Origin of the sequence: Candidatus Rickettsiella isopodorum (assembly GCF_001881495.1) — a bacterium.
Classification (GTDB): Bacteria; Pseudomonadota; Gammaproteobacteria; order Diplorickettsiales; family Diplorickettsiaceae; genus Aquirickettsiella; species Aquirickettsiella isopodorum.
Map to the genome: position 1 here is coordinate 55,877 of NZ_LUKY01000031.1, position 13,426 is coordinate 69,302.

At 39.0% G+C, this 13,426-nt stretch carries 14 protein-coding genes; 9 read left to right on the forward strand and 5 right to left on the reverse strand.

Annotation, left to right across the window (positions count from 1 at the left end):
- The first annotated feature begins 278 nt into the window (after positions 1-278).
- Positions 279-1,427 (forward strand): YgaP family membrane protein, encoded by a 1,149-nt coding sequence (locus A1D18_RS02020; protein WP_071662159.1) that lies wholly within the window; start codon positions 279-281, stop codon positions 1,425-1,427.
- On the opposite strand, the gene A1D18_RS02025 is transcribed toward A1D18_RS02020, so the two are convergent.
- Positions 1,342-1,713, reverse strand: coding sequence for an Mth938-like domain-containing protein (locus tag A1D18_RS02025; protein ID WP_071662160.1), 372 nt, complete (start codon positions 1,711-1,713; stop codon positions 1,342-1,344). The genes A1D18_RS02020 and A1D18_RS02025 overlap by 86 nt on opposite strands.
- Before the next feature lie 176 nt (positions 1,714-1,889).
- On the opposite strand from A1D18_RS02025, the gene recJ reads away from it, so the two are divergent.
- Positions 1,890-3,623, forward strand: a complete 1,734-nt coding sequence (gene recJ / locus A1D18_RS02030; RefSeq protein ID WP_071662161.1) for a single-stranded-DNA-specific exonuclease RecJ — start codon at positions 1,890-1,892, stop codon at positions 3,621-3,623.
- A 185-nt stretch (positions 3,624-3,808) separates the two neighbouring features.
- On the opposite strand, the gene A1D18_RS02035 is transcribed toward recJ, so the two are convergent.
- Positions 3,809-4,102, reverse strand: coding sequence for a hypothetical protein (locus tag A1D18_RS02035; RefSeq protein ID WP_071662162.1), 294 nt, complete (start codon positions 4,100-4,102; stop codon positions 3,809-3,811).
- On the opposite strand from A1D18_RS02035, the gene A1D18_RS06845 reads away from it, so the two are divergent.
- On the forward strand, positions 4,101-4,244 hold the full coding sequence (locus A1D18_RS06845) for a hypothetical protein (protein WP_171910807.1): 144 nt from the start codon (positions 4,101-4,103) through the stop codon (positions 4,242-4,244). The two genes, A1D18_RS02035 and A1D18_RS06845, sit on opposite strands and share 2 nt — an antisense overlap.
- Complete coding sequence (gene dusA, locus A1D18_RS02040) at positions 4,216-5,208, forward strand: tRNA dihydrouridine(20/20a) synthase DusA (RefSeq protein ID WP_071662163.1); 993 nt, start codon at positions 4,216-4,218, stop codon at positions 5,206-5,208. The genes A1D18_RS06845 and dusA overlap by 29 nt, the downstream gene beginning before the upstream one ends.
- Position 5,209: 1 nt before the next feature.
- On the opposite strand, the gene A1D18_RS02045 is transcribed toward dusA, so the two are convergent.
- The 3 genes from A1D18_RS02045 to A1D18_RS02055 are packed head-to-tail and all read right to left on the reverse strand — an operon-like array spanning position 5,210 to position 8,011.
- Complete coding sequence (locus tag A1D18_RS02045; protein WP_071662164.1) at positions 5,210-5,467, reverse strand: FeoC-like transcriptional regulator; 258 nt, start codon at positions 5,465-5,467, stop codon at positions 5,210-5,212.
- Positions 5,460-7,751, reverse strand: coding sequence for a Fe(2+) transporter permease subunit FeoB (gene feoB, locus A1D18_RS02050; RefSeq protein ID WP_084028696.1), 2,292 nt, complete (start codon positions 7,749-7,751; stop codon positions 5,460-5,462). The genes A1D18_RS02045 and feoB overlap by 8 nt, the downstream gene beginning before the upstream one ends.
- Positions 7,752-7,762: 11 nt before the next feature.
- A complete protein-coding gene (locus A1D18_RS02055) occupies positions 7,763-8,011 on the reverse strand; it encodes a FeoA family protein (RefSeq protein ID WP_084028697.1) in 249 nt (82 codons plus the stop codon).
- 148 nt (positions 8,012-8,159) lie between these two features.
- On the opposite strand from A1D18_RS02055, the gene A1D18_RS02060 reads away from it, so the two are divergent.
- From A1D18_RS02060 to A1D18_RS02080, 5 genes are all read left to right on the forward strand, one after another.
- A complete protein-coding gene (locus A1D18_RS02060; RefSeq protein ID WP_071662165.1) occupies positions 8,160-9,638 on the forward strand; it encodes a UDP-N-acetylmuramoyl-L-alanyl-D-glutamate--2,6-diaminopimelate ligase in 1,479 nt (492 codons plus the stop codon).
- Between the two features lie 100 nt (positions 9,639-9,738).
- The gene (locus A1D18_RS02065) at positions 9,739-11,088 is read left to right on the forward strand and encodes a UDP-N-acetylmuramoyl-tripeptide--D-alanyl-D-alanine ligase (protein WP_071662166.1); all 1,350 of its coding nucleotides are present in this window, start codon (positions 9,739-9,741) and stop codon (positions 11,086-11,088) included.
- Between the two features lie 58 nt (positions 11,089-11,146).
- Positions 11,147-12,229 (forward strand): phospho-N-acetylmuramoyl-pentapeptide-transferase, encoded by a 1,083-nt coding sequence (gene mraY, locus A1D18_RS02070; RefSeq protein WP_071662167.1) that lies wholly within the window; start codon positions 11,147-11,149, stop codon positions 12,227-12,229.
- A gap of 45 nt (positions 12,230-12,274) precedes the next feature.
- Positions 12,275-12,919, forward strand: coding sequence for a high frequency lysogenization protein HflD (gene hflD / locus A1D18_RS02075; RefSeq protein ID WP_071662168.1), 645 nt, complete (start codon positions 12,275-12,277; stop codon positions 12,917-12,919).
- 123 nt (positions 12,920-13,042) lie between these two features.
- Positions 13,043-13,333: a hypothetical protein gene (locus A1D18_RS02080; RefSeq protein ID WP_071662169.1), complete on the forward strand. Its 291-nt coding sequence runs from the start codon at positions 13,043-13,045 to the stop codon at positions 13,331-13,333.
- Positions 13,334-13,426: the final 93 nt, after the last annotated feature.

Sequence of the window (13,426 nt, forward strand, 5' to 3'; positions counted from 1 at the left end):
AAAAAGAGTGCGTAATATATAGAAGCAAACTTAAATAAATATGAACAAAGGACTTTTCACTTTTTCTTTTTTACTTCTTTGCAAAAGTGTACAAAAAAATTTGAAATACAGACTTATGTGAGAATGATTCAAAAAATATTTCAATCGATTGAAGTGAAAGTGTTTTTTTCCTAAATCAAGAAAAATATAAATTATAAAAGTGATTGAAATATTTTGAGTAAAAATCGAATCAGTTATGTTAAAATTTACGACATTAATTTTCTCTACCAAAAAAATTTATGTCGCCATTTAACCAGCAAAAAAAAACTACACTTGAAAAAAATTTAGCTAAGCAAATAAAAACATTAGAATATGAAGTTAATACATTCCCGGCTGCCTCACGAAGAAAAAAAGATAAAAAAAATAGCGAGACTTTTTTTATAGTTTTCGCCATTACTGCCTTAATAGGAGTTATTATTTTTGGTGTAGGGGGCTGGTTGACCGTTGCTTTATTAGGAACGGTTTTATCTGTTATTATTGTTGAGTCAGTATTGCTTTTGTCGGCTGCAATTGGCTTTTGTGCTTTGCCTCTCTATAATGCTTATTTGTGGACACGTGATTTATTTAGTGCTAAGAAAATAAAAATACAAAATAAAGAGTATGATCAATGCTGCAAAAATCTGATTGAATTAAAAGAATTAGCGGCTGAAAAAAACTATTTATCTACAAAAATAAACTTTAAGCTGAATAATGTTATTAAATGTTTCCCGTTTAAGCTTTTTGTCCAAGGGAACGCTGACTTTATGCAGCTCGGCTTAAAAGATCAACTACAACGATTAGAACAACAAAAGAAAAATCATCCTACTTATTTCCGAAAGCAAAAGGCTGATCAGAGTTGGAATAAAATTTTTCAATATTCGGCAATAATTTCCTGCGTGGGAATTAGTTTATATGCCTTTGCTTTCATTATGTTGCTAATCGCATCTACACCCATATCGCTAGGGCCGCTATTGCCGTTTTTTGTAACGAGTACGTCAATGGTAGCGTTAATGATAGCAGGGCCTGTTACATTGAGTAAATTATTGCATGGTGCTTATTTGTGGATGCGAGATTTGTTTAGTTCGGCTGAAATAAAAGCTGAAAATAAACAGTATGCTCAGCTAGAAAAAACTATTACTAAATTGAAAAAATTAGAAGAACGACAAAGCCAATTAAATGTAAAAATTAACAATAAACTTAAAGAATTTTCTGATACCTTAACACTAACTATCGATGAGAAAGGAATGACAGAAAATCTTCTGAACAATTTAGAGTGCAACGGTAAAAATAATAATAAATTTTGTAAATACGGAGTTATGTTTCCTAAGGAATCAACAAAGCTGCAGCCACTTTACGCCCTTCAGACATTAGCACCGTGTAAGTACGACACGCAGCACCGTTATTCATGATTTCTATGCCTATTTTGTGTTGATAAAAAATGTTTAACAACGCAGCATCGGGAAAAACTAACTTTTCGCCACTGCCGAGTAATACGATACGAGGGTGTAGATCAATAATTATTTGTAAAGAGTCGGCAGTTAAGTCAGCCATGGAGTGAGGAGGCCAAGGTGCTATCAGCTGATCGGGCATAACGATAAGGCTATGTCGGATTTTTTGTTCATTCACTTGAATAAAATCTTTCGCATAGGCGCGAATCTGATAATGGCCTGCGCCGGTGTCTAGGTTTAATTCCATAACGGATTACAAGTTAAAAATAGTGACATTAAATTATATACGGATAAAAAAAATACTTATATACTCTTCGCACTTGAATTTTTATCTCTGTGGCTGATCAATTCACAACCCTCTTAAGGATCAGCTATGTACCGCCTAGGAGTGTACATAGGTTTAAGGATTAATCTATTTAAATCATGAATAAAACCATCTTACGTCGCAAATTCAATTTAATTGAAGATTTAAATCATTTACACCCGGTTTTACAGCGGGTCTATGCGGCACGTGGTATTCAATCCACGGAGGAGTTGGATTATGGCTTACAACATTTACTGCATTATCAATCATTAACCGGCATTGAAGCTGCAGCACAATGTTTGGGTAGAGCAGTGATGGAGCAACAGCGTTTACTGATTGTCGGCGATTTTGATAGTGATGGTGCCACTAGTAGTGCCTTAGCGGTGAGTGCGTTACGACATTTTGGCGCGCAGCAGGTTGATTTCTTAGTGCCGAATCGTTTTGAGTATGGGTATGGCTTAACGCCCGAGATAGTTGAACTGGCTTTACGCGTGAAAAAACCGGATGTTATTGTCACCGTTGATAATGGTATTTCGAGTCATGAAGGCGTTATCGCTGCCAAATCGGCTGGATTAAAAGTAGTCATTACCGATCATCATTTGCAAGCGGCCAGCTTGCCCACTGCAGATGCGTTGGTTAACCCTCAACAAACCGGCGATCAATTTCCAAGTAAGCACTTAGCAGGCGTCGGTGTTATTTTTTATGTGATGTTGGCGCTCAGACACTATTTGCGTAGCCAAGCTTGGTTTGAAAAAACTAACCTTACTGTACCCAATATGCGGCAGTTTCTAGATTTAGTGGCATTAGGGACGGTCGCTGATTTGGTTAGCTTAGATCGAAATAATCGCTTATTAGTTACTCAAGGTTTGCAATGGATTAAAAACGGTAAAGCGCGACCAGGGATTTCTGCGTTACTTAAGATCGCGAAGCGCGAAGTAGAGTATCTGGTTGCGAGTGATTTATCGTTTAGCATTGCACCGCGTTTAAATGCGGCAGGACGATTGGCTGATATGTCCTTAGGGATAGCTTGTTTGTTAGAAACGGATCATAACCGTGCACACGAGTTCGCCTTGCAGCTCAGTCAATTAAATGAAGAGCGTCGTTTGATAGAAAATACCATGAAGCAAGAAGCTTTTATTATTTTAGAAAAACACATCGAAAAAAAGCCTTTAGAAAAAGGAATTTGTTTATACGATAGCCGTTGGCATCAAGGCGTCATCGGTTTATTGGCTTCACGATTAACCGATCGTTTACATCGACCGACGATTATTTTTGCCGATGGACATCAAACCAATGAATTAAAAGGTTCAGCCCGCTCTATTAACGGCTTGCATATTCGGGATCTATTAGAAACGCTGGCAACGCGTCATCCGCATTTGATTAATAAATTTGGCGGACATGCGATGGCAGCCGGATTAAGTTTGAAAAAAGATTCGTTTGCCGAGTTTGCTAAGCTTTTTCAGCATGAATGCGAGCAACAATTGCGACCTGATATTCTACAGGCTACTTGTTATACTGATGGCGAACTAACACAGCAAGAGCTAGGCTTAGAATTAGCCGAGCTATTACGTTATGACGCAGGCCCCTGGGGTCAAGACTTTCCAGAACCGTTGTTTGAAGGTTGTTTTCGTTTACTTGCGCAACGTTTGGTGGGGGATAAACATTTAAAGATGACATTAGCGATTCAGGAGGTGAGTAGCAAGCAGATCGAAGCGATTGCATTCAATGTCAATCTTAAACATTGGCCTAATCACCGTGCTGAGTACATTAATGCTCGCTATCGTTTAGGCGTTAACTATTATCAGGGGCACAAAACTTTGCAATTAATTGTTGAGAATTTGGAACCTGTATAAAATTTAATATACTCACAGCAATTGGATTTTTGACAAGGCGTCGCGAGAATGAAGCAACCGGAGCGTATTGGGATACATGAGGATTGCGAATTGAGCAACAACATAGGCAAAAATTCAAGTGCGAAGAGTATAAAAAAAGGCCGATGAAATCGGCCTTTTTAGTTAACAAAATTAAGTGCTGTTAATTAAGCCTTAATTAAGTTTTTTTCTGTTGGGTCCTTTTTTGCGTGGGAATTAAGCGTGTTTAGCTCATCCAGTTTAGCATTTTCTTTGGTTTGTTTAGGGTCTGTTTTTCTTTCGAAAGAAACTTTTTTGTGCCCTTTTTTATGATGAAAAGCTTCTTTGCTAGCAGGCATTTCCATGGTCATAGGTTGGATGGTTTTAGCATCTTTACTAGGGTTCGCTGATTCAGCTGCGATAGCTGGGAGAGCTAAAATCGCGCTGCTTAAACCGATGACGAGAGCTTGTTTCAATTTCATGACGAGGTCTCCAAATTGTTATTATTGTTTAAAACAGGCTTTGTGTAACAAAGCCAGTGGCGCTATCATACCAGCAAAAAACCCGCATGGAAGCCCCTTATCAGAAATAAATCATGCTAAACCCGCAGAAACAGCCGATTAGTTCGTTTATGGTAGCGCCAATGATGGGTTGGACTACCCGCCATTACCGTTATTTTTTCCGGCTAATTTGCAAAAAAGCCCAGCTTTATACAGAAATGTTAACAACAGGGGCTATTTTAAACAATCCACAGCGTGAACATTTATTAGCTTTTCATGCCAGTGAAAAAGCGTTAGCCATACAATTGGGCGGTGGCATCGCTTCTGAACTTGCCCAGGCGGCTAAAATGGTCGAACCTTATGGTTATTCAGAGATTAATCTGAATGTCGGTTGTCCTAGTGATAGAGTGCAATCAGGCTGTTTCGGTGCGGTATTACTTAAAGATCCGGCACGAGTCGCTGATTGCATCGCCGAGATGTGTGCGGCGGTTAAATTACCGATTACCGTTAAAACCCGAATTGGTGTCGATGATTATGAAAGTTATGATTATCTCGCTGCATTCATTCAACAAGTCAGTCTTGCGGGGTGTCAAACGTTTATTATTCATGCGCGTAAAGCTTGGTTATCAGGATTAAGCCCTAAAGAAAACCGTGAAATTCCGCCTTTAAATTATAAGTGGGTGTATCACATTAAACGTGATTTTCCTCACTTAAATATTGTTTTAAATGGCGGGATAGCTTGTTTAAGCGCAGCGCAGGCACATTTACAACAGGTTGATGGTGTCATGCTAGGCCGTGCTGCTTGGCATAATCCTTATTTATTTGCCGAGCTGGATCAGCTTATCAGTCCACAGGATACGGGGATCATTCCGAGCCGATTATCTCTCGTTTTACACTATTTACCTTATCTAGAAGAAGCATTGCGGTCAGGTGAAAATTTGACACATTTAATCCAACCTTTATTCGGTTTATTTCATGGTGTTGCGGGTGGCAGACGTTGGCGACAAAAATTAAGTGAAATCTTACAGGAGGGTAATCCGTTAGTTAGGATAAAAGAGGTATTGCGAGAAATAGTTCCGAGTGCCTGAATTAGCGAGAATGGGGGGCTAGGGCTAGATCGGGTGGTTCTACCCACTGATATAAAGCAAAGGAATCGGGTGTGCATTTAAGGCAACGTGTCGCGCAATGAGGGGTTTTAAAACATTTTTTTACATAACCCTTGTGTATTAAGAGTTCTAAGATCGCTAAAGTTTCTTCTTGCTGAGTTCCAAAGGTTTGTAGAATAAGCGACAAATTAACCAACTTTTTTTCAGCAATAAATTTTTTTAAAGTGAGTAAGCTAATCATGGCAATTTTCTCGATGGGATGAGATAGGGAGATCGGATTCAGTTAGCGGGATTGTTTTAAAACGCAAGAAAAGATAGGTAGCATAAAGCGCTATAGCAACGATGAGATACCATAAAATAGTGGATAAGGGATGTTGGCTAAACGTGCCTGTTTGATAAAATAAAGTAGCGATAGCATAGGCAATTCCGGTACTCCATGCCATCGAAAAATAAGTCCAACTTCGACTGATTTCGCGTTGCATCACTGCCATGGTCGAAATACAGGGAAAGTACAATAAAATAAATAGTAAATAAGCAAAAGCACCGAGTTTGCCATCGAAATAATGCGACATCACACCGTAAACTCCTTGCGTTACTTCAGGTGCTTGTGCTTTAAGCGCCATGGGATTGATTAGGGTTTTTCCCAACGCATGTAAGTTTTTAGGGATAGATAATACGGCGGTTTTTAATTCGTCGCGCAGTGTGGATTGATCGGCTTGTTCTGTCAGCTGACCTACTTGGGAATATAACGTATTTAAGGTTCCGACAACCACTTCTTTCGCTAATAAACCAGTCGCTAGACCGACCGTGGCGGGCCAATTATCGCTTTGTATGCCCATCGGAGCAAAGATTGGAGTGACGGTTTTTCCAATACTGGATAATAAAGAGTGTTGATTGGCTTCGCCGGTGATGAGTTTGCCATGGATGCTAATCGTATTGAAAAAACCGATCAGCATACAAATAGGAATAATAAAACGGCCAGCTTTAAATAAAAATAATTTCAAACGTTGCCAGGTACTTCTAAAAATAGTACCCCAATGCGGCCAATGATAGGTGGGTAATTCTAAGATCACGGGTGTTATTTCGGCTTTTAAAGTTGTTGAACGTAATAATAAACTGGTGAAAATCGCTGTGAGTATGCCTAGGCCATACAATGCGAAAATAATCAAAGCACCGCCTTGTGGAAAAAAAGCGGCAACAAATAAGGTATAAACAGTGAGACGTGCCCCGCAGGACATAAAAGGTGCCATCATGACAGTTAAAATACGATCCCGTGGCGAAGCTAGGGTGCGCGTAGCCATTACTGTAGGGACATTACAACCAAAACCAACAATTAACGGTACAAATGCTTTACCGGGTAAACCGATAGCGCCCATTAATTTATCGACCACAAACGCGGCGCGTGCCATGTAACCAGAGTCTTCTAATAAGGATAAAAATAAAAACATCGCACCAATGACAGGTATAAAGCTAATCGTGGTATTAATACCTTTACCTAAACCATTGGCAATTAATGCAATCAACCAAACCGGTAAATGCCATTGGGTTAATACATGGATACTCCCGTGTATGAACAAAGCAGTGCTACCGATATCAAAAAAATCTTGAAAAGCACCACCGATATTAATAGCAAATAAAAAGAGTGTGTACATTACTAAAAGGAAAATAGGAATACCTAGCCAACGATTTAAAATAATACGATCGATGCGCGCGGTAAAAGTTATGCCCGGCGTGTGTGTAATTAAGCTTTGCTTTAGTATGGTTTGTATCCATGTATAACGTGCATCGGCTATCAACAAATCAATTTCTTCACCTAATTGTGTTTTGAGTATCTCAATCAATGATTGTGCAAAGTTAAGTTCTTCTGCTGTGGCATAGTGACGGGCGAGTGCATCATCTTCTAATAATCGACACGCTAACCAATGACGGGGTACCGTTTTTGTAGATAATTTTTCGTTAAGTGTTTGTATGGCGCTTTGCAATAAAGGTTTAAAAGAATAAGGAAGAGTCGTCTGTGTCGAGAGAGTTGTGGTTAAAGCTTGGCGTAATTCAGCCATTCCAATACCACGGATTGCAGTTAAAGGGATGATAGGACACTTTAATAATCTGCTCAGCTGCGGGATATTAATTTTTATACCTCGGCGTTTAGCAATATCCATCATATTAAATGCGATAATAACCGGTATCTGCATTTCGAGTAGTTGCGCGGTCAAATACAGTTGACGTTCAAGATTGCTTGCATCTAATACGTTAATGACAAGGTCAGGGCGATTATTGACCAGATAACGACAGGCAATGCTTTCATCCATGGCACAATGATTAGCAACAACACTCAAGGAATAGGTGCCTGGAAGATCAACGATTTCATAAATTTGTGCACCGACCTTAAAATAACCGCTTTTTTGTTCAACGGTAACGCCAGCCCAATTCCCGACTTTTTGTCGACTACCGGTGAGTGCATTAAAAATAACGGTTTTACCGCAATTTGGGTTGCCGGCTATCGCAATGATCTTGTTTTTTTGCATGAGTTTTTAGTTTAGTTTGAATATTCTACGTAAATATGACAGGCTTCACTAGCGCGTAAACTAAATTGGCTACCTAATATTTGTAATTGTAGGGGATCTCCCAGTGGGGCACGTCGAATTAAGGTAATGGTAATTTGTCGAGTAATGCCTAAATGTTGTAATAGTTTGCGACAGGGTGGTGCGATATCAGAACTGAAGCCTACGACAGTCGCAGATTGTCCCGGACGCAATTGAGTGAGGGGTATAGACTCCGTGATCATAAATATTTTAAATGAGAATCATTACTATTTATAATAGAGGTTTTTTAGTGGCGAAGCAAGACTTAGTGGCTCATGAAATAAATGCATTCGGGAATAGACGTGATCGAGCAACCTATTTAAATCAGCCATCTTATCATTCGTATTTTTTATGCATTTAAGTCAACTATTAATAGGGATTGGTCTTTCAGTAACGGCAGATCCTATTATTAAAGGGCTTTGCCAAGATAGTCGTCAAGTAAAGCCAGGCGATCTATTCTTTGCCTATCCTGGATTGGATCGTGATGGCCGTCACTTCATACCCGAGGCGATTGCTAAAGGTGCGGCGGCTATTCTATTTGAATCGGAGGGGAATTCTGTGGAGCGGAGTTCGTCATTCATTCCTATATTACCGCTTAATCATTTAACCGCACAATTAGGACCTATAGCCGCCCGATTTTATGATTATCCGAGTCGTTATTTGCCGGTAATAGGCATTACGGGTACGAATGGTAAAACGTCCTGTACTCACTTTTTAGCGGATAGTTTGCAGCAGTTACAAAAACCTTGTGGTGTCATCGGTACCTTAGGAAATGGTTTTTATGGTGATTTAAAGCCGGGTCAATTAACCACACCGGATGCCATTGAGTTACAGCAATTGCTGGCAAATTTTCGGGATAAGCAAGCACAAGCCGTAGTGATGGAAGTGTCTTCACATCGATTAGCCCAACAGCGTTTAAATGGAACAGAATTTTCTGTTGCCGCATTTACCAATTTGACACGTGATCATCTTGATTATCATGAATCGATGAGTGCTTATGCCCAAGCTAAACGTTCTATTTTTGATTTGCCGGGTGTGCAGCAGGCAATATTAAATGCCGATGATCCTTACGCACAATTATGGTTAACTGAGCTTGCTGAACAATTACCGGTGTATACTTATTCTTTACATAAGCCACAAGCGGCATGGCCACATATTCCACAGATCACAGTAAAAAAATTTGATTTTAATCAGCAAGGTTTACGGGCAGAAATTGATACGCCCTGGGGCGAAGTATTTATCGAAAATCGATTTTTAATGGGACCGTTTAATTTAAGTAATTTGTTATTGGTTTTGACGATATTGAAAAATTTACATTTTTCTTTAGCAGAAATTTCGCAAGTGATCTCGAAGTTAAAAGGTGTAAAAGGGCGTATGCAAGCTTTTCATGTACCTGGAAAAGCCTTAGTTGTCGTAGATTATGCGCACACGCCGGATGCTTTGCAGCAAGTGTTGCGTGCTTTACGACCGCATTGTGCTGGTGAGTTATATTGTTTATTTGGTTGTGGTGGTGATCGAGATAAAGGTAAACGGCCCTTAATGGCTGAGATTGCTGAACAGGAAGCGGATCACATCATACTAACCAATGATAACCCGCGCGATGAAGATCCCTTACAAATTTTGCAAGCGATTCAAAAAGGGTTTACAGGTAAAAAATCGGTATATCGTGAACCGGATAGACAGCGTGCTATTGCTTATACCTTAGCAACCGCCCAGCCCACTGATGTGGTTTTAGTGGCGGGTAAAGGACACGAAGCGTACCAGTTGATAAATGGCATTAAGTATCCTTTTGATGATGCTATCGAAGTGCAACGTTTTTTAAATCAGTAACTTTTCATTCACTAACCTGACTATCTAAATGTAAATGTATTTATCAGTTTTATCAGTGCAATATCTATAGCTATCGATTAATATAGCGTTATCTTTTTTTATGGTTAATTTAGTGAAATTATCGACAGTGGCTAACAGACTTCAGGGAAAGCTATTAGGTTCCGATGGCGATTATATCGGACTAAGTTTGGATTCGCGTTGCATTAAACCACATGAACTTTTTGTTGCTATACGCGGGGAGCAGTTTGATGGACATCATTTTATTGAACGAGTCAAACAAAGCGGCGCTGCAGCGGCTATTGTTGATCAGGTTATAGAGACTGATTTGCCTTTAGTACTCGTTCAGGATACACGAAAAGCCTTAGGTGAATTAGCTAAGCAACATCGTAGTCAATTTTCTATTCCAGTTATCGCCTTAACGGGTAGCTGTGGAAAAACCACTACCAAAGAAATGATCCGATCTATTTTGGCTGAAGTGGGTCCAGTATTAACTAATTTTAAAAATTTCAATAATGAGATTGGTTTACCCTTAACCTTGCTGAATTTAAATGCCGAACACCATTATGCTGTCATCGAAATGGGTGCTAATCATGCGGGAGAAATTGAGTATTTAACCCAGATTACCCAACCAAATGTTGCGTTGGTCACTAATATTGGACCGGCACATTTGCAAGGATTTGGATCGATGGCCGGTATTGCCCAAGCTAAAGCTGAGATTTTTTCTGGTTTAGTTAAGAAGGGTGTCGCTATTATTAATGCGGATGATAAGTTTACTGACGTATTACAAAAAGCCTGTACCGATTTTCGTTGTGTTAGTTTTGGTTTATCCGAGACCTATGATTTTTTTGCGACTAATATTCAAATAAATACGGACGGGGAAGCCACGTTTTTATTACATACTCCCTGCAGAAAAGAAATGATGATTCGCTTAAACTTACCTGGACAGCATCAGGTGATGAATGCCTTAGCGGCTGTGGCCGCGGCAAGTCAAGTGGGCATTGAATTATCGTTTATCAAATCAGGTTTAGAAAAAGCTCAGCCGGTACCAGGAAGAGCGATAGTGAGTACAACAAAAATAGGTGTGACACTCATAGATGATAGTTATAATGCCAATCCGAGCTCAGTCGCCGTGGCCTTGAAATTATTAGCCCATTACACAGGCCTACGAATTTTTGTTATGGGTGATATGGGTGAGTTAGGTAAAAATGCGGTGGACTATCATCGTCAAATCGGAGAATTAGCCAAAGAATTAAACATCGATGAGGTCTATACTTACGGTGATTTAAGTAAAGAAACGGCTAAGGCATTTGGTGCCAATGGAAAGCATTATTCCAATCATCAAAAATTAATTTTAGCTCTAAAATTGCGTTTGCAAGAGAAGGTGACCATTTTAATTAAAGGTTCGCGTACTGCGCAAATGGAAAAAGTAGCCCGTGCTTTAATGGATTAATAATGTGTGAACAATAACTTCCTAAACTCTCATTAATTTTCTGGAGAAAACGAAACGCATGTTGTTATGGTTAACTGCATTTTTATCAAATTATTATCGTGCCTTTCATGTTTTTCAATATTTAACTTTAAGAGCTATTTTAGCGACTTTAACGGCCTTTCTTATTTCACTTTTATTAGCCCCTAAAATGATACGTACGTTAAGTCATCGGCAAATCGGCCAATCAATACGCGATGATGGACCACAAGCGCATTTAAGCAAAGCGGGTACGCCAACGATGGGGGGGGCTTTAATTTTAATTGCTATTGTGATGACGACTTTACTCTGGGCGAACCTTAATAATCATATGATTTGGATAGTGTTATTAGGCATAGTTGGATTTGGTTTGATAGGATTTGCGGATGATTATCTAAAACTGATGTTAAAAAATAGCAGAGGATTAATTCCTCGTTGGAAGTATTTATGGCAATCGCTGTTAGGCTTAACCATTGGCATACTGCTTTATATGAACGCGGAATTACCGATAGAAACGCAATTAGTGGTACCTTTTTTTAAAAATCTTTTGATTCCCTTGGGAATATTTTATATACCTTGGGTTTATATGGTTATTGTGGGTAGCAGCAATGCAGTGAATTTAACCGATGGATTAGATGGCTTAGCCATCATGCCAACCGTATTAGTGGGGAGTGGTTTAGGTATTTTTGCCTACCTCACCGGAAACATTACTTATGCCAAATACTTAGCGATTCCTTTTGTACCTGGCGCAGGTGAAATGGTGGTCATTTGTGGCGCGATTGTCGGTGCGGGCTTAGGTTTTTTATGGTTTAATACCTACCCTGCACAGGTATTTATGGGAGATGTGGGTGCTTTAGGTTTAGGCGCCGCGTTAGGTTGCATTGCTGTTGTGGTAAGAGAAGAGTTTGTATTACTTATCATGGGTGGTGTTTTTGTATTGGAAACGATTTCGGTTATATTACAAGTTGCTTCCTTTAAACTAACGGGGAAACGTATTTTTCGTATGGCGCCCATACACCATCACTTTGAGTTAAAGGGTTGGCCAGAACCGAGAATTATTGTAAGGTTTTGGATCATTACTTTTATATTGGTGTTATTTGGTTTAGCCACCTTGAAATTACGCTAATATTTTTTTTCACAAGTATCCTCCTTTACTTATTTTTAACGGGTCATGCACAATAACGAAAAAAAAAATGTCGAACGAAGTTTAGCTCTAGCGGGTGTTTTCCAATCGGCTGCTTTGGTTCGCGATCTGGCTAGGACTGGAAAAACAGAAAAGCTTGCGTTTGATACGAGTATTCAAAGTATTTACACCATTGACGTCAACACAGTGGAACAAGTCTATGGTGGTACGATTGATGGTTTACGCTTAGGTCTACAAGAGCTCGTTAATCTACTGGCTTATACTAAAATTAAGCAGGATCGCGAATTAACACGCTACTTGATTGGATTAATACACCTCGAGCGTAAACTCCTTCGTTCTCCAGAAACCAAAACAAATTTAAGTCGACGCATTAAGCATGCTATTTCCCAAGCTAACTATTTCGCATCCTCACCGCAGCTTATTATCAATAGTTTAGCCGATATCTATGTCACTACATTAGGTTCATTACCTTTTCGTTTGCATGTCGTCGGACAAAGCAAATACTTAACTCATGCTGAAACGGTCAGTAAGATTCGTGCTGCCCTATTAGCCGGAGTTCGATCAGCCGTATTATGGCGCCAATTAGGGGGTTCGCGTTGGCAGTTTTTCCTGATGCGCCATACCTTAATAGGGATAGGTAAAAAATTATTGACCCGCCTTAATTCAAAATAAACTCTTTATTTTAATTATTCTTATGCACTAGATTTTTTGATCGGTATTATCAAAAATGATAATTATGTTATAATTTATTTTAAATTAGTCATCAAAAAAATTTAATAATTATTAAAAATAATAATGGTTACTACAAAAGCGCCTTTGAAAAAAAATTTAGAAAATCTTGAGTCAACGAGCTTGTTTTCAAGAGGTTTTGTTGCATTCATCGATTTTAGGCTGAATTCCACTGGTCGTGTATTACAGAAGCATGGGTTTCATTTATTTTCTAAAAGAATACCAATTGCAAGAGGAAAAATACAGTCTGTGTTAAAAGAAAAAATAGATTCAGAAATAATCAAAAAATTAAAAAAGACAAAATTTGTTTCTTATACCTACTCAGAAAAATTTGCTGAAGATTATCAATACCACTAAAGAATAATAACGAATAAATTTTTCAAAGAACATAGATTCATAGCGTAGTTTTTGGGGAGTGGATTGTGTCATGAAGCAATCGGAGTGTATATC